Source organism: Saccharospirillum impatiens DSM 12546 (assembly GCF_000423605.1).
In the GTDB taxonomy this organism is placed as follows: Bacteria; Pseudomonadota; Gammaproteobacteria; order Pseudomonadales; family Natronospirillaceae; genus Saccharospirillum; species Saccharospirillum impatiens.
This window is the reverse complement of sequence record NZ_AUIH01000024.1, coordinates 51748-68879: the sequence shown is the minus strand read 5'-3', so window position 1 is coordinate 68879 and position 17132 is coordinate 51748. Positions and strand designations below refer to the sequence as shown.

The following is a 17132-nucleotide window of genomic DNA, read 5'->3' as shown; positions in this document are numbered from 1 at the left end:
AGGTTAGCAGCATGGGAAAGGGTTATGAGTGTTAAGAAAATCATGAATCCACATCCGGTCGTCGTCGGCATGGAGGATACCGTGGGGCGCATGCGTGAGCTGTTTGAGGAGCACCGGTTTCACCATTTGCTGGTCACCGAGCGCGGCATTCTCAAGGGTATCGTCTCTGACCGGGATATTCTCAAAGCGTTGTCACCTTACGTGGGTACACCGTCAGAGCAAACCCGGGATACCAGTACTCTGTTTCGACGGGCACATCAGGTGATGACCCGCGACCCGATTACCATCTCGCCGGAAGCCTCGCTGACTGATGCCATCAGCTTGTTTAACCGAAACAAGATCTCCTGCTTGCCGGTTGTGTCTCAGGGTAACCAGCCGCTGGGTATGGTCAGTTGGCGGGATATTCTGAAAACGATGGAGCGGGTGAGTCGTCAAAAACAAGAGGGGTGACGCGTCGTCAGTCGTTAAAAAGGGCCGCTTTATGCGGCCCTTGTAGAGGGATTTATACTCTGTCAAACAGTCAGCAACAGTCACTTTTCCCGTTGTTTTTACCGAACACGTTATGGCGCAGCTGGGCTGTCGTCTTGAACGCTCAATTCGACGGCAGCTCCCGCATCCCTTGCCCATACCGTGACAATATCACCGGCTTCTAGCACCAGTTCAGCTTGAACAGCGATGGTTTTGCTGTTGGCAGGGGTTACCGTGAAGTTGTAGGTGCCTGCCGCTAATTCGATGAAACCCGTGCTGGCCTTATAGGCAACGTCTGCAAAGGCCGGGTCTTCATTGGTGATGTCTGTGCCTGCGGTTGCATAGAGATCAACGTCCGCTGTGGCGGCCGAACCGTGAATGATACGGATCTTAGCTGCCGTAGCGATTGAGCGGCGGTCGTCAACGTAAGGAACCAGCTCCAGGTCGGTATCGTCACTGGCTGCCGTTCCCATCGCAAAAACGGTGTAGCTTGTGCCACTAGACAGCGTGACGCCTTCCGCAGAGATGGCGGCATCGGTGTTGTTGGCGCTAACAGCCACATCATAATCACCCGGGCCAACTTCAGCATAAGCTGAAATCGCAGGATAGGTGACATCTGCAAACAGGGCATTGCCATTGCTGAAATCAGTGACGTCAAGTGTATCCGAATCATCGTCTGCAGCGGCGAAGATATCTACTTCACCGACATCTGACGCGTTGTGTACAGCACGAACAGCAGCGGTGTTCGCATCAAAAATGATGCTACTGGTGCTGTCATCTGACACGCTCAAAGCGATGGGCGATTCCCCGACACCCGACATATTGGGAATGGCACCGATGAACAAGTCACTGCCAGCCGTCAGTTCCAGCGAACCGGAATCATAAACTGGGTCAAGGCTGCCCTGAGCTGTGACGCGAATCTGGTAAGAGCCTTCATCGACCAGGGTCGGACCCAGTAAATCAGAACCGGACGTGAATTCCAGAGTGCCCAAAACCGTGTTGGCAGTTAAAGTGGCTCCGGGAGCGGTTACGTGAACGTCAACCGCAGGCGCATCTGGTGCCAGGTGAGCGACTTGAACGCGTACTTTGCTGCTGTCCTGTTCGGAGCCATCGTCGCTGAATACTTTGGCGCTGATGCTGGCCAGCGGATTGACGGCTACGACGGTATAGGTCACGTCAGCTTCCAGCGTCAGTTCGGTGTCGATGACCGCATCGGCCGTGTCTGCCCCACCCGGGAGAATCCCGAAGACATCAGTGGCATAGGTGCCGGCGTCTACTTCCGCCAGAGCAGAGGCGGAACCGTAGCCCAGGGTGTCTACCGCAGGCGACATGGCGTCGTTCAGGTAGACATTAACCGCCGGTGAGTTTTCAGACGCGTGCAAGACGCGCAGGGATGCTTTCGCAGTGGTGTCATCATCGTCGCTGTTGGATTCGCAGCCAGCCAGAATAAGGCCGCTGATCGCGATTCCGGCGATCACTTTTAACGTGTGCATTGTTGTTATCCTTCCAGAGTGAGTGTGTGGGTGCTGGCCAGCGACAGAGTTACGGTAGGGCAGGGAGACTCCGATCAATCAAAGGATTTGAACGATATAGCCAAAATTAGTGAATGAACCTTGTGTGTTCTCGTACCGGTTCGCAAAAAGTCGCGCAAATTCAAATGCTTGGTACACAGTGCCGGCGTTGGTGGCTGGAAGTGAACCCCGGCTAGTAGGCGTGCTAAAGCGAAAATTGAGTGTGTAAATAGTGAACAGGTGCACATTTTAGAAAGGGGGCTGAATGACCCGGTGTGTGCTTGGCAAACCGACCGGGTGTTGGAAAATCAGTCAAATTTCACCATCTGGCTGCAAGGCCATGGTGGCGCGGAAACGTTCTCGTTTAGTTGGGTTGTCCCAAAGTTATGCAGAAGGTTATCCACATTTTCTGTGGGTAAGTTTTGCGGGAGAGCTCTTGGTGGATATGACGGGGTGGTGTGGCTGTCAAGCCTGATTTAGAGCCTTTATTAAAGAAAAATGGCTTGACAGTCGTGACGCTGGCAGCCTTCGGTCATGTGAATAAAGGTTGCTTGCGACCGTACTCCGGCTGTGTTATCCACCGGCCGGGTACGGCGCTGTATCAGGGTTTGGCGGGCTGCTTACGCGCTTCGGAGTAGATCCGATAGCCGAAAACCAGGGCGAAAGCGCCCACGGGCTTGAAAATCAGTGCAACAATGAAATTGACCGGCCCATAGCCAGCCGTTAGGTTCAGGCTGCCGATGATCACTTGGCTCAGCAACAGCAAGAGCCCATAAATCAGTGCATAGCCGCCAAAAATGATCCAACCGTAGCCGGTACTGCCGATCCAGGCTTTGCGCAATGCATCGGGTATCGGCTCGCGGCCATCAATCAGGTAGAAGGTTGCCAGCACCAGTTTTACCCCAAAATAGATGCCCGGTACGATCAGCAACAATCCGAGACCAACCGCCAGGCCCGTTAGCAACTGCACACCCGCCAGTGGCAATACCCAGGGTAATGCCTGGGTGATGGCGTCTTTGGGTGGCAGGTACTGGTTATTCAGAGAGCTGCGCACATACAGCACTACCGCCGCCGTGGCCCATACTCCGCCGACCCATTGCATCAGCAGCAGCGGCCAGGCGTAGGGCATGTCGACGAAGGCCCCTCTGAGCAGAGCAAACAGCAGTTCAAACACTAAGCCTAGCCCCATGGTAATGAGGGTCAGGGCGATAAAGTGCTGACGAAAGAATTGAGCGGAGTCCTTGAGGAAAGTGTAAAGCATGAACGTCTCGTGTTGGCTGTCTCAGTGAACGGGAAGAGTAACGAAATGTGGTTGGAAAGGCATCTTTAACGGTTGGGTTTGAACTGCCGGTTCCGGGTATAAAGTCACTTACTAACGGCTGAGCATGCTTTAAGAGGAGATTTAAAGAGTGACTTGGCCGTTACAGTTGTGGGTTTGATTTTAGTTCGGTGAAACCTGAAGCGAACCCTCCCCCCGGCCCTCTCCCGTCTCACGGGAGAGGGAGCATTCGTGTGGTGGCCAGTAGTCCGTAAGTCGGGAGCTTTGAAGCCTGGCGCCAAGGTCTGGCTGAATTCCCTCAAGCCGCAGGTTGCTGCTGGGTGATGCAGTGAATGTTGCCGCCACCGAGCAGAATCTCCCGGCCTGGCACCTGGACCACTTCACGGTCTTTGCACAGATCGCTGAGAATGTTGGCGGCGATGGCGTCTTTGGGGTCGTCGAAGCTCGGCAGAATAATGCCGCCATTGACCATCAGGAAGTTCACATAACTGGCGGCCATCCGTTCACCGGCCCGGCGCGGCCAGGCTTTCTGGGCCCAGTCGATGCCGTCGACTTCAGCCTCGGTCTGCATCAGTGGTTTGGGCAGAGGCATTTTGGTGATGCTCAGCGACCGGCCTTTGGCATCGCGATGGGCGCTGAGGTAATCAAATGCCAGACGGCTGCGCTGGTATTGCGGATCGGTTTCGTCGTCGGTCCAGGCCAGTACGACATGCCCGGGTTTGACGAAGCAGGCCATGTTGTCGATGTGTCCGTTGGTTTCGTCGTTGTAAATGCCGTCCGGTACCCACAGGATGGTGTCGATGTTCAGATGGTCACGCAGTCGCTGTTCAATCTCGGCTCGCGTCAGATGCGGGTTGCGGTTGTTGTTCAACAGGCACTCTTCGGTGGTCATTAGAGTGCCTTCACCATCAACATGAATGGCACCGCCTTCGAGCACAAAGCCCTCAGAGCGATAGCGTTCGATGCGCTCCATGTTGCAGATCTTTTGCGCCACCTGATCATCCCGGTTCCACGGCTGATACAGACCGCCCGTGAGGCCGCCCCAGGCGTTGAACTCCCAGTCGTTGGCGCGCAAACCCCCCTGATTGTTGATGATAAACGTAGGGCCGGTGTCACGCACCCAGGCATCGTTGCAGGTCAGCTCCACCACCCGAATGCCGGCACTGAGCCGGGCGCAGGCGTTTTCGTACTGGTCGGCCGAGACGCCCATGCTGACCGGTTCAAAGCGGGCGATGGCCTCGGCGACGGCGGTATAGGCGGCCTGAGCCGGCTTGGCGCCATAGCGCCAGTTGTCCGGCCGTTCAGGCCACAGCATCCAGGTCTGGCTGTGGGGTGCCCATTCGGCGGGCATGTAGTAGCCATCTGCGCGGGGGTTGGAGGCGAGCGGCGCTGGCATATCAGCGGCCTCCGTCCTTGGTCATGAGCGGGTCATAGAGATCCGGGCGACGGTCGCGGAAGACACCCCAGGCGCGACGAGTGCTGGCGACTTCATCCAGGTCAAAGGTATGCACCAGAACGCCTTCGTCTTTGCGATCGAACTCAGCCACCTTCTGACCAAGTTCATTGGCGATAAAGGACGAGCCATAAAAAGAAATGGTCTGTTCGCCTTCCGCTTCAATACCGGTTCGGTTGCTGGCGATATAGGGCGTCAAATTGGCCGCTGCGTGGCCTTGCTGGGTAATCTGCCAGTGATCCCGGGAGTCGATGGTGTGGTCCTGCGGTTCACTGCCGATAGCGGTCGGGTAGAACAGCAGCTCGGCGCCCATCAATGCCATGGCGCGAGCGGTTTCGGGGAACCACTGATCCCAGCAAATACCCACACCAATGCGCGCGTAGGCGGTATCCCAGACTTTGAAGCCGGTATCGCCGGGCGTGAAATAGAATTTTTCCGAGTAACCCGGGCCATCGGGGATGTGTGTCTTGCGATAGATGCCCAGGTTGGAGCCGTCGGCATCGATGATGGCGACCGTGTTGTAAAAGGCGTTGTTGGCCCGCTCGTAAAAACTGATGGGCAGCACGACCTTGAGCTCTGCGGCCACTGCGCTGAAATGCTTGATCGCCGGGTTTTCCTCAACCGGTGTCGCAAAGGCCATGTAACCTTCGATTTGTTTCTGGCAAAAATAGCAGCGCTCAAACAGCTCCTGGATCAGGATGATCTGTGCGCCTTTCGCGGCGGCCTCACGCACCAGGGCGTCGGCTTTGGCGATGTTGGCGTCAACGTCCCAGCCACAGCTCATCTGGGTGGCAGCTACAGTTACCGGTCTCATTTATAGAGGCTCCTTTGAGGTTAACCCCGGGTTCTCAGGGGCGCGTATTTTTGCTGAAACTAGCGAAAATACCAGCGTTTTTTTCGGGCTGGTGAAGCGTCCTTCAGAGATCAAATTCAGACTCAATAGTTGACTACAAGTTTCGGAGTTCGCTAATGAAACTAGCGACGGTTGCCGGGGATACCCCTGTGGGGTAGTCCGCAGCAAGGATGCTGCGGTCTAGGCTCCATGGATGGATTTACGCCGACCCCACAGGGGTATCCCCGGTAGCCGGCGCGGGCCAATCCCACTTATTCAACCCGCGAACTCCGAAACTTGAGCACTCAAATATAGGGTAGCAGAAGCTCGTATTCCATGGGGGTGACCTGGCGCTCGAACAGTCGCACTTCGCTCCATTTGCAGATGCGGTACATCTCGATGAAGTCGGCACCGAACCAGGTTTGAACCCGCTCATCCAGAACCATGGAGCGCAGCGCATCGCGCGCGTTATCTGCCAGCTCCGGGTGGTCCTGATCGTAGACATTACCTTCTACCGGCTCCGGAGGCTCAATGTGGTTCTGCAGGCCTTCGGTCGCACCGGCCAGTACCACGGCCACGGCCAGGTACGGATTGGTGTCGGCGCCGCTCATCCGGTGCTCTATGCGGGTGGCTTCGATGTTGCCGGACGGAATGCGCAAAGCAGACGTCCGGTTATCATATCCCCAGGTTTTTGCAGTAGGGGCGAAAGCATCCGGGTTGAGTCGTCGATAACTGTTGATGTTCGGGCACAGTAGCGCCTGAACGTGATCGGCCATGTCGATCAGGCCGCCCATCGCCCAGCGCATTTCCGGGACGCTTTCCGGGTCTTCACTGGCAAAAATATTGTTGCCGTCACTGTCCATTAAACTGAGGTGAATGTGCATGCCGCTGCCCGCTTCTTCAATGTAGGGCTTGGCCATGAACGTCGCTTCCATCTCCCATTTGCGGGCCACCTGAGCAATAACCCGCTTGAGCAGCACCGCTTCATCAGCCGCACGCATCGGGTCGTTACCATAGTTCAAATTGACCTCGAACTGGCCCGGAGCGTATTCAGTAATGACCGTATCAGCCGGGATGTTCTGCTCGTGCGCGGTATCGAGCACATCCCGAATAAAGAAATCGTAGTCGTCCAGGTCGTCCATCGAATAGACCTGCTTGGAGCTCATGCGCCGACCGCTGACCGGAGACACCGGCGGCTGCAACTGCCCATCGGCATCTCGCTCAGTGTCGATCAGGTAGAACTCCAGCTCGACGGCAATGCCAGGCGTGTAGCCCAGCTCATTGAAACGGTGAACGACCTGAGTCAGAACCTGGCGCGGGTCCATCCGAAACGGTGTGACACCGTCCGTCTCAAACATGGTGAACAGTGCCTGCGCCCTGTCACCATCCGCATGCCAGGGCACCATGGAAAGGGTACCGGGCACCGGCAGACACAACCTGTCTCTGTCGCCCTCGTCGGCACCGAGTCCGGTTTCCTCAACGGTTGTGCCCGTGGCATCGAGTGCCATCACAGAGCCAGGCATATTGAAGCCTTCTTCATATACCTTCTCTAGCAACTCGCGTTCAATGCGTTTGCCGCGCAGCACGCCATTCAGGTCCGTGATCAGCAGTTCTATGGTGGTTACATTCGGGTGCTGCGCCAGAAAGGCGGTTACTTCAGGGTGTGACATGATGCTTTCTCATCGTTGGCGATGACGGCCTGTATTTACAGGCCCGCCATGGCGACTTAACAGGTGGGCGGAGGGTCGCAATAACGATCAGCGATCCAGACCACCCATGCATAAATATTTGAGTTCCAGGTATTCATCGATGCCGTAGTGGCTGCCTTCACGGCCCAGTCCGGATTCCTTAACGCCACCAAAGGGCGCCACTTCCGTCGAGATGATACCTTCATTGATGCCGACCATGCCGTATTCCAGGTCCTCGGCGACGCGCCAGATACGCGCATGGTTGTTGCTGTAGAAATAGGCAGCCAAACCAAAAGGAGTGTCGTTGGCCAGCGTGACCGCTTCCTCTTCAGTCTTGAACCGGGTCAGTGCGGTAATGGGACCGAAAATTTCCTCCTGACTGACGCGCATACCCGGGGTGACGTCTGCCAGCACCGTGGGTTCAAAAAAACTGCGTCCCAGACTGTGGCGTTTGCCGCCAAGCAGAATGCGGGCTCCCTGGTCAGTGGCGTCGCTAAGCAGTGCCTCGACCTTCTCTATGCCGGCTTCGTTGATCAGTGGGCCGATAGTCACGCCGTCGTCCAGGCCGTTACCCACCTTAAGCTCCGAACTGGCTTCGGCCATCGCCCGGGCGAAGCGGTCATAGACGCCATCCTGCACCAAAAATCGATTAACGCATACACAGGTCTGACCGGTATTGCGATACTTCGACGCCATAGCCCCTTTGACCGCTGCATCGATATCCGCGTCGTCAAAGACAATAAAGGGCGCGTTGCCACCGAGCTCCATGGAGACCTTTTTAACGGTGTCGGCTGCCTGGCGAATCAGCATTTTGCCAACCGGGGTCGAGCCGGTAAAGCTTACCTTACGAACCAGAGGGTGGGTGCTGAGTACTTCACCAACCGCTTTGCCATTGCTGGCGGTAATGATATTCAGCACACCATCCGGCAAACCAGCCTGCCGCGCCAGGTCGGCCAGTGCCAGCGCGGTCAGCGGCGTTGCTTCGGCTGGCTTGACCACCGCTGTGCAGCCAGCGGCCAGAGCGGGGGCTACCTTGCGGGTGATCATCGCCAGCGGAAAGTTCCAGGGGGTAATGGCAGTACAGACCCCGATTGGTTGTTTGATCGCCAGAATGCGACGGTCGTTGTTGGGTGTCGGAATCACGTCGCCGTAGGCACGTTTGGCTTCCTCAGCGAACCACTCTATAAAGGAAGCACCATAGGCGACTTCACCTTTGGATTCGACCAGGGGTTTGCCGCATTCCAGCGTCATCAGCTCGGCCAGTTGATCCTGGTGGTTCATGATTAGCTCAAACCAGCGGCGCAGGATCGCAGCGCGACTCTTGGCGGTTTCTTTTTTCCAGGTTGCGAATGCCCGGTGGGCTGCTTCGATGGCCAGTTCAGCGTCTTCCGGGCCGCAGTCTGTGACCACGGCCAGGCAGTCGCCATTGGCCGGATTGGTAACATCAAAGGTGCGACCGGACCGAGCAGTTGCCCAATCCCCGTCAATAAAACTGAGGCTGTGAATCATCGAATCTGTCATGAAGGTGCTCCTTATGCATTGCATCGCCGACGGGCGAAGCCATGTCGCCGTGAGCCACTCAGTATAGTGGTTACTTTTGAAGCCCGAAGGTGTGCGATTGAATGCAGCAAGCTAACCTCAAAATGAGGACAAGCTCAATAGCTGTGATTAAAATAATTGACACCTTGCTCACCGGTAAGCCCATAAAACCGCCAAAGATGTTTTATATAATTAACATTCGACGATTTTAGTGCCTTGTGTTGATTATTTTTTATGGTAACGTGGTAAAAAATAAACACTTGAAGAATCGTCGCATATACCCGTTTGGTTGGGTGTAAAATACGGCGTTCAAGGTCATAACAAAGCGCTACACAACAGGGGGTTTGCATGCAGCCCGAACGTGCCCGACCATTGGTCGGCGTCGTCTGCGATGTCAAGATGGTACCGCCGCATGCCTTTCATATGGCAGGCGACAAGTACCTGACCGCACTGGCCACTGCCGCTGGTGTGACCCCTGTGTTGCTCCCCGCTCTAACTGAACTGTTCGATCCCTCTACTTACTTAAAGCATTTCGATGGTCTCTTTCTAACCGGTGGCTATTCTATGGTGCATCCGCAGCGCTATGGTCAGGCGCCATTGGCGGATCAGGTTTATGATGAGCGTCGGGATGCATTGAGTCTGGCCCTGATTGAAGCGGCTATGGCACGGGATATGCCATTGTTTGCCGCCTGTCGTGGTTTTCAGGAAATCAACGTGGCACTTGGCGGAACCTTGCATCAGGCTTTGCATGAAGTGCCGGGCTTAATCGAGCATCGGGAAAACAAAGACGAGTCGCTGGCGCAGCAGTACGCGCCGGCACATGCTGTTGCACTGGCCCGGGGTGGGTTAATGCAGCAGATTCTTGAGACAGACACCCTGGAGGTAAACTCCTTGCATGTTCAAGGTGTAGCAACGCTTGGGGGCGGCTTAGAGGTTGAAGCCACTGCACCGGACGGTTTGATCGAAGCAGTGCGAATCGCCGCCATGCGATTTGCCCTGGCCGTGCAGTGGCACCCGGAATGGCAGGTAAAGAACCACCCCCAGCAACGACAACTGTTTGAGGCGTTCGGTGATGCGTGTAGAGCGTGATAACCGAACGAACCCTGTATGGAAGAATTGATTAAGTGGCTTAAAGACAACCGCGTGACCGAAGTGGAATGCATCACGCCGGATCAGACCGGCATCGCGCGCGGTAAAATCATGCCCACCAGCAAGTTCATTGCTGAGCGCGGTATCCGCTTGCCAGAGAGCGTGTTGCTGCAGACAGCAACCGGTGATTACCCGGACGACGAATCCTATTACAGCATTCTCGACCCGGCCGATATCGACATGATTCTGCGCCCGGATCCGAACGCGGCCTTTCTGGTGCCCTGGACGCTGGAGCCGACGGCTCACGTCATTCACGACTGCTACGACAGCGTTGGCAACCTGATTGAGCTGTCGCCGCGTGCGGTGCTGAAAAAGGTTTTGGGACTCTATGAAGCCAAGGGCTGGAAGCCCATTGTTGCGCCGGAGGTTGAATTTTATCTGACCCAGCGTTGCACCGATCCGGACTTGCCGCTGGAACCACCGATAGGCCGTTCTGGCCGCAAGGAAAGTGGCCGTCAGTCATTCAGCATAGATGCCGCGAACGAATTCGATCCGATCATTGAAGACATCTACGACTGGTGTGAAGCCCAGGGGCTGGACATCGATACCCTGATTCACGAGGAAGGCACCGCCCAGATGGAATTCAACTTCCGTCATGGCGATGCTTTGAAATTGGCTGACCAGGTGTTTGTGTTCAAGCGGACGGTGCGTGAAGCGGCGATGAAGCACAACATTGGTGCAACCTTTATGGCCAAGCCGATTACCGGCGAGCCCGGCAGCTCCATGCACATTCACCAGTCTTTGGTGGATGCGAAAACGGGCAAGAACCTGTTTTCCAATCCGGACGGCTCGGCCTCCAAGCAATTCCTCAACTACATCGGTGGTTTGCAGGCTTACATTCCGGCACTGATGCCGATGTTTGCCCCGAACATGAACAGCTACCGGCGTTATTTGCCGGGCGCGGATGGCAATGCACCGGTGAACATTGAATGGGGTGAGGAAAATCGCACGGTAGGGCTGCGGGTGCCCCAGGCATCGCCGGAGTCGCGCCGCGTCGAAAACCGACTGCCCGGCGCCGACACCAATCCTTATCTCGCCATGGCGGCGAACCTTGCCTGCGGATACCTGGGTATGGTGAAAGATCTCAAACCGCGTAAGCCGGTCACCGGCCGTGCCGGAGCAGAGGCCGACCCGGATGTACCGTTCAACCTGGAAGCGGCGCTGGACACCATGGCCGATTGCCAGGAAATGCGGGAACTGCTGGGACCGACTTTCGTTGATGGTTTTATAGCAACGCGTTGGGCTGAGTACGAGGGCTTCAAACGAGTGATCAGCTCCTGGGAGCGGGAGTTCCTGTTGAGTACGGTTTAATAATTAAAGGCTCGGGGCGAAGATTGTGAGCGGCGGGTGCCGGTGGTGCCTCTGCGGGGAAGTCCGCAGCAGGGATGCTGCGGTCTAGGCCCCATGGACGGGTTTACGCCGATCGAGTGTCGCACCACCCGAGAGGCACCACCGGTAGCCGCCGCGGACTCTGCCACTCAACTAACCCCGAGGCCTGTAATTCAATTGAATGGGGGAACTGTCATGACAGCTGCACCGTCACTGACTCAAACCGAACTCTGGCAACATCAGGGTGCCGACCACATGCTGCACCCCTTTGGTGACAGCGGTGCAATTGGCCAGGAGGGCGCGCGCATCATCACCCGGGCCGAGGGCGTGACGCTCTGGGACAGCGAAGGTAAGGCCTATCTGGATGCCTTTGCCGGGCTCTGGTGTGTGAATCTGGGGTATGGGCGTAAGGAGCTGGTCGATGCTGCCAGCCGCCAAATGGCGCAACTGCCTTACTATAACCTGTTCTTCAAGTCGGCAACGCCGCCGGCCGTGGAGTTAGCCAGCGCGCTGGCTGAAATTGCACCATCGCACATCAATCACACCTTCTTTACCAATTCCGGCAGCGAAGCCAATGATACCGTGCTGCGCATGGTGCGCCGCTACTGGGACCTGAAAGGTCAGCCCAAAAAGAAAACCATCATCGGGCGACACAACGGCTATCACGGTTCGACGGTGGCCGGTGCCAGCCTGGGCGGCATGAGCCCCATGCATGCCCAGGGTGATCTGCCAATTCCCGGTATCGCGCATATTCGCCAACCCTACTGGTACGGAGAGGGCGGTGACCTGTCGCCGGACGACTTTGGTCGACTCGCTGCGCAGGCACTGGAAGACAAAATTCTGGAGCTGGGGCCCGACACCGTGGGTGCTTTTATTGCCGAGCCAATTCAGGGAGCGGGCGGTGTGATTATCCCGCCGGACAGCTATTGGCCGGAAATTGAACGCATCGTCAAACGCTATGATCTATTGTTGGTGGTCGATGAAGTCATTTGTGGTTTCGGCCGTACCGGCGAGTGGTTCGGTTCCGATTATTATGACCTGACACCGGATTTGATGCCTATCGCCAAGGGCCTGTCCTCCGGATATCTGCCCATTGGTGGCGTCATGGTGGCTGATCGTGTGGCTGAACTGTTCAAAGCCAGCGGCGGGGAATTCAATCACGGCTTTACCTATTCGGGACACCCGGTCTGTGCAGCCGTGGCACTGGAAAATATACGCATTCTGCGCGAAGAAGGCATTGTCGACCGGGTTCGGGAGGAAGCGGCACCTTACTTGCAGGCGCAATTGCAAACGCTGGCAGACCATCCCCTGGTGGGTGAGGTCCGTGGTGTGGGCATGTTAGGGGCGGTAGAGCTGGTTCAGGATAAACTCAGCCGCAGTCGCTACCCTGAAGAAGGGCGGGTGGGCACCCTTTGCCGCGACTACGCTCTGGAAGGCGGCTTGGTGTTGCGCGCTACCGGTGACACCATGTTGATGTCGCCACCGCTGGTGATCAGCCTGGCTGAAATTGATGAACTTGTTGCCAGAACGCGCCGGGCGCTGGACCAGACTCTGGGTCAGTTGCAGAAAGAATATCCGGCCAGGGCATAAATTCTATTGGTGTTTTGATCATCTCATTTTACTGTAGGCAGGTGGTCCGGAAGCTGGTCAGGTCAGCCGAAGGGCCGAATAAAAAACGATGCAGGAGAGTATCTTTCGATGAGTAAACATAAGAAGACCATCGCAATTGCCGCACTGACGGCGGCCGTAGCCGGCGCAGCAATTGCGGAAGATCGCGTTGTTTATATCTATAACTGGTCTGACTACATTGGCCCGGACACATTGGCAGACTTTACAGCCGAAACCGGCATTGAAGTAGTTTATGATGTCTTTGATTCCAACGACGTGCTGGAAGCCAAGGTTCTGTCTGGCCAAACCGGATATGACATCGTCGTCCCGACGACCAACTACATGGCTCGCCAGATCCAGGCCGGTGCCTACCAGAAGCTCGACAAATCCAAGTTGACCAATTATGACAATCTGGACATGGAACTGGTTGAGCGCCTCGAGAACTTCGATCCGGGCAATGAATACTCAGTGCCTTATCAGTGGGGTACCAACGGCATTGGTTATAACGTCGGCAAAATTCAGGAAATACTCGGCGATGATGCTCCGGTGGGAAGCTGGGACCTGGTGTTCGATCCGCAATATGCATCGCAGTTAGCCGAATGCGGTATTACTTTCCTCGACTCGGGTAATGAGATCTTTCCGCTGATTCTTCAGTACATGGGCCGTGATCCTTATAGCCGCAGTGCTGCTGACTATCGTGCGGCTCTGACCGAGCTGAATAAAGTGCGTCCCCATATTCAGTACTTCCACAGCTCTCGCTACATTTCCGATCTGGCTAATGGTGAAGTGTGTGTCTCTATTGGGTGGTCCGGCGATGTATTCCAGTCCATGGCTCGCGCTGAAGAAGCAGATGCTGGCGTCGAGGTGGACTACTTCATCCCTGAAGAGGGAACCGTCCTCTGGTCAGACATGATGGTGATTCCTGCCGATGCCCGGAATGTTGAGGAAGCCCATGAGTTTATTAACTTTGTACTGGAGCCGGAAGTGGCTGCTGGTATTACCAACTACGTTTGGTACGGAAGCCCGGTAGAGGCCGCCAAGCCGTTTATCGACCCTGAGATTCTGGAAAATCCGGGTATCTACCCGCCTGCAGGTACAACCTTGTTCACCAACGAGATTTTGCCAAACAGCATCATGCGTGAAATCACGCGCGGCTGGACACGATTCAAGTCAGGCAGCTGATCTAATAGCTATACGGGGCCGGTATTCCCGGCCCCGACATTTTTGCTGCAAGTACTTTGTGAACGTCCGGAAGTGGATCTGAGTATTTACAGCAGAATTGCAGACCCAGTGTGATCAACGACGAGTGCGTACCAGCACAAAAAACATAAGACTCGGTATATTAGCCAGCGTTAGAGGGGAGACACCCAGATGGCATTAGCGGCCGGCGCGCGCCGACAACAGCATGAGACCAGTACTGAAACCAAGAAAACGTTGCTCAGTATTGAGAAGATAACCAAGTATTTTGATGAAGATCTGGCCGTTGACAACGTCACGCTTGATGTTCGCCAGGGTGAGATCTTTGCACTGCTTGGGGCTTCCGGTTCAGGCAAGTCAACCCTACTGCGCATGATGGCGGGGTTTGAAAACCCTACTGAAGGGCGCATCCTGCTTGAAGGTGAAGACATTACTCACCAGCCGCCTTACCAGCGCCAGATCAATATGATGTTTCAATCCTACGCCCTGTTTCCGCACATGACGGTCGAGCAGAACCTGGCGTTTGGTCTGAAGCAGGAAAAGCTGGCGAAAGATGTGATCATCGACCGAGTGCAGCGCATGCTGAAACTGGTCCACATGGAGAAGTTTGCCCGGCGCAAGCCTCATCAGTTGTCGGGTGGTCAGCGCCAGCGGGTGGCCCTGGCGCGGAGCCTGGCAAAACAACCCAAATTGTTGTTGCTTGATGAACCCATGGGCGCACTGGATAAAAAGCTGCGCACGGAGATGCAACTTGAAGTGGTCGACATCCTGGAGAATGTGGGCGTTACCTGTGTGATGGTGACCCACGATCAGGAAGAGGCAATGACCATGGCCGACCGCATAGCGATTATGGACCAGGGCTTTATTCAGCAGATTGGCTCGCCAGTCGACGTGTACGAGAGTCCGAACAGCCGAATGGTGGCGGAGTTTATCGGGTCGGTGAATCTGTTTGATGGTCAGATCATCGATGATCAGGAAGACCACATGACGTTGCACACGGATGAACTCGACGCGGATATCTACATCGGACACGGCGTGACGTCCAGTGTTGACGAACGCAGTATGTTGTTTGCCCTGCGCCCGGAGAAAACCCTCATGACGCGAGAGCGGCCCGAGGGAGACTATAACTGGTCATCCGGCATCGTGCATGATATTGCCTATTTGGGCGGGCACACCGTTTATTACGTTCGACTGCCCCAAGGCAAAATCGTTCAATGTTTCCTGGCTAACGTCGAGCGGCGTGCCGACCGGCCTACCTGGGACGACCCGGTCTATGTGCACTGGGCCAGCGACAGCGGCGTGGTGTTGCGCTCATGAAAAAACTCGATCTTGCCCGTATTCTGCCAGGCGGCCGCCGCTGGGTGATTGCCGGGCCGTATCTGTGGTTGCTGGTCTTCTTCTTTATGCCGTTTGTGATGGTGGCGAAGATTTCTCTGTCGGAAACCATGCTCAGCATTCCGCCCTACACGGCGATGTTCGAATGGTTGGATCAGACCCTGAACATCAGGATGACGTTCAGTAATTATGCCTGGTTGTTGAGTGACGATCTGTACATCCAGGCCTATTGGAATTCGATCAAGATTGCGTTTAATGCCACGATTTTTTGTTTGTTGTTGGGCTATCCAATGGCGTATGCCATCGCCAAGGCGCCGCCGCACTTGCAAACCACCTGGCTGCTGCTGGTACTGTTGCCTAGCTGGACATCCTTTCTGATTCGAGTTTATGCCTGGATGGGACTGTTGGGTAACAACGGCGTGTTCAACAATTTCATGGTTTGGATCGGTCTGATCGACAGCCCTATCCAGATGCTTAACACCAATTTTGCGGTGTATATTGGCGTGGTGTATTCCTATCTGCCCTTCATGGTATTACCACTCTATGCCAACCTGGTGAAGCATGATAATGCGCTGCTGGAGGCCGCCAGTGATCTGGGCGCACGTAAAATCACCTCCTTTTTTCGCATTACTCTGCCTCTGTCGGTTAACGGCATCGTTGCCGGCTCGATGCTGGTGTTCATTCCCGTGGTGGGTGAGTACGTTATTCCGGAACTGCTCGGTGGTGCCGAGACCATCATGATAGGCAAGGTGCTGTGGCAGGAGTTCTTTAACAATCGCGACTGGCCAGTCGCCTCAGCGTTGGCGGTGCTGATGATCCTGTTGCTGATCGTCCCGATCATGTTGTTTCACCGGTATCAGAACAAGGAGGTGGGGCAATGAAATCAGGTCGTTTCAGTCTCAGCGTTACCATATTTTGGCTGGGTATTTTCTTTTTGTATGGCCCGATGCTGATGTTGATCATCTATTCGTTCAACGCCTCGCGCATGGTGCAGGTTTGGGCGGGTTGGTCGACGCGGTGGTATGGCGAGTTGTTTCAGGACCAGCAGTTAATGAGCGCAGTAGGGCGGTCTCTGCAGATTGCGTTCTACTCGGCCAGTACAGCGGTGGTGATCGGTATGCTGGCTTCCATCGTTATGATTCGCTTTACCCGGTTCCGTGGCCGTACTCTGTTCAGCGGCATGATCACTGCACCACTGGTTATGCCTGACGTGATCATCGGTATTTCCATGTTGCTGCTGTTTGTTGCCATGGCCCAGTCACTCGGCTGGCCGGCGCAGCGCGGTATGTTGACTATCTGGATTGCCCACACAACGTTCTGTGTGGCGTATTCCACCGTTGTGATCAGTTCCCGGTTGCGTGAGATGGACCAGAGTCTCGAGGAGGCAGCGCTTGACCTGGGAGCGACCCCGATCAAGGCATTCTTCCTGGTCACCTTGCCGGTGATTTCACCGGCTATAATTTCCGCCTGGCTGTTGTCTTTTACGCTGTCTCTGGATGACGTAGTCATCGCCAGCTTTGTGACCGGACCCGGGGCTACGACATTGCCGATCGAAGTGTTCAGCCAGGTCAAATTGGGGGTGACGCCCAAAATTAACGCTCTGGCGACTATTATTATTGGCGTGGTATCGATCATCGCCTTCAGCAGCTGGATTTTGTTTCGCAAAATCGATCAGCACAACCGTGCGGCAGCGCGTATGGCTGCTCAGGGCTAGGGAGACCGGGCCCGGCAACTCCTTTATCAG

The 17132-nt window shown here is 55.6% G+C and carries 14 protein-coding genes; 8 read left to right on the top strand and 6 right to left on the bottom strand.

Annotation, left to right across the window (positions count from 1 at the left end; translation table 11 throughout):
* Positions 1 to 24: 24 nt before the first annotated feature.
* Positions 25 to 450, top strand: a complete 426-nt coding sequence (locus G565_RS0113050) for a CBS domain-containing protein (protein ID WP_028671324.1) — start codon at positions 25 to 27, stop codon at positions 448 to 450.
* 110 nt (positions 451 to 560) lie between these two features.
* On the opposite strand, the gene G565_RS24065 is transcribed toward G565_RS0113050, so the two are convergent.
* The 6 genes from G565_RS24065 to G565_RS0113020 form a co-directional block, all read right to left on the bottom strand.
* Positions 561 to 1961 carry a DUF4397 domain-containing protein gene (locus tag G565_RS24065; RefSeq protein ID WP_051207870.1) on the bottom strand — a complete coding sequence of 467 codons (1401 nt, stop codon included), beginning with the start codon at positions 1959 to 1961 and terminating at the stop codon, positions 561 to 563.
* Between the two features lie 619 nt (positions 1962 to 2580).
* Positions 2581 to 3240 carry a hypothetical protein gene (locus G565_RS0113040; RefSeq protein ID WP_028671323.1) on the bottom strand — a complete coding sequence of 220 codons (660 nt, stop codon included), beginning with the start codon at positions 3238 to 3240 and terminating at the stop codon, positions 2581 to 2583.
* A gap of 316 nt (positions 3241 to 3556) precedes the next feature.
* Complete coding sequence (gene aguA / locus G565_RS0113035; protein ID WP_028671322.1) at positions 3557 to 4654, bottom strand: agmatine deiminase; 1098 nt, start codon at positions 4652 to 4654, stop codon at positions 3557 to 3559.
* A 1-nt stretch (position 4655) separates the two neighbouring features.
* Positions 4656 to 5525 (bottom strand): N-carbamoylputrescine amidase, encoded by an 870-nt coding sequence (gene aguB / locus G565_RS0113030; protein WP_028671321.1) that lies wholly within the window; start codon positions 5523 to 5525, stop codon positions 4656 to 4658.
* A gap of 323 nt (positions 5526 to 5848) precedes the next feature.
* Positions 5849 to 7213 carry a glutamine synthetase family protein gene (locus G565_RS0113025; RefSeq protein WP_028671320.1) on the bottom strand — a complete coding sequence of 455 codons (1365 nt, stop codon included), beginning with the start codon at positions 7211 to 7213 and terminating at the stop codon, positions 5849 to 5851.
* A gap of 87 nt (positions 7214 to 7300) precedes the next feature.
* The gene (locus tag G565_RS0113020; RefSeq protein WP_028671319.1) at positions 7301 to 8752 is read right to left on the bottom strand and encodes an NAD-dependent succinate-semialdehyde dehydrogenase; all 1452 of its coding nucleotides are present in this window, start codon (positions 8750 to 8752) and stop codon (positions 7301 to 7303) included.
* A 366-nt stretch (positions 8753 to 9118) separates the two neighbouring features.
* Between G565_RS0113020 and G565_RS0113015 the strand changes: the two genes are divergently transcribed.
* The 7 genes from G565_RS0113015 to G565_RS0112985 all read left to right on the top strand — a co-directional run bounded on the left by G565_RS0113015 (position 9119) and on the right by G565_RS0112985 (position 17102).
* Positions 9119 to 9859: a gamma-glutamyl-gamma-aminobutyrate hydrolase family protein gene (locus G565_RS0113015; protein ID WP_028671318.1), complete on the top strand. Its 741-nt coding sequence runs from the start codon at positions 9119 to 9121 to the stop codon at positions 9857 to 9859.
* An 18-nt stretch (positions 9860 to 9877) separates the two neighbouring features.
* Entirely contained in the window at positions 9878 to 11230 is a 1353-nt protein-coding gene (locus G565_RS0113010; RefSeq protein WP_028671317.1) for a glutamine synthetase family protein, read from the top strand.
* 213 nt (positions 11231 to 11443) lie between these two features.
* Positions 11444 to 12838, top strand: a complete 1395-nt coding sequence (locus G565_RS0113005) for an aspartate aminotransferase family protein (protein ID WP_028671316.1) — start codon at positions 11444 to 11446, stop codon at positions 12836 to 12838.
* Positions 12839 to 12946: 108 nt separating this feature from the next.
* Entirely contained in the window at positions 12947 to 14038 is a 1092-nt protein-coding gene (locus G565_RS0113000) for a polyamine ABC transporter substrate-binding protein (protein WP_028671315.1), read from the top strand.
* 189 nt (positions 14039 to 14227) lie between these two features.
* Positions 14228 to 15370, top strand: coding sequence for a polyamine ABC transporter ATP-binding protein (potA, locus tag G565_RS0112995; RefSeq protein WP_028671314.1), 1143 nt, complete (start codon positions 14228 to 14230; stop codon positions 15368 to 15370).
* Complete coding sequence (locus G565_RS0112990) at positions 15367 to 16269, top strand: ABC transporter permease subunit (protein ID WP_028671313.1); 903 nt, start codon at positions 15367 to 15369, stop codon at positions 16267 to 16269. Before potA ends, G565_RS0112990 begins: the two co-directional genes overlap by 4 nt.
* Positions 16266 to 17102: an ABC transporter permease subunit gene (locus G565_RS0112985; protein WP_028671312.1), complete on the top strand. Its 837-nt coding sequence runs from the start codon at positions 16266 to 16268 to the stop codon at positions 17100 to 17102. The genes G565_RS0112990 and G565_RS0112985 overlap by 4 nt, the downstream gene beginning before the upstream one ends.
* Positions 17103 to 17132 lie beyond the last annotated feature (30 nt).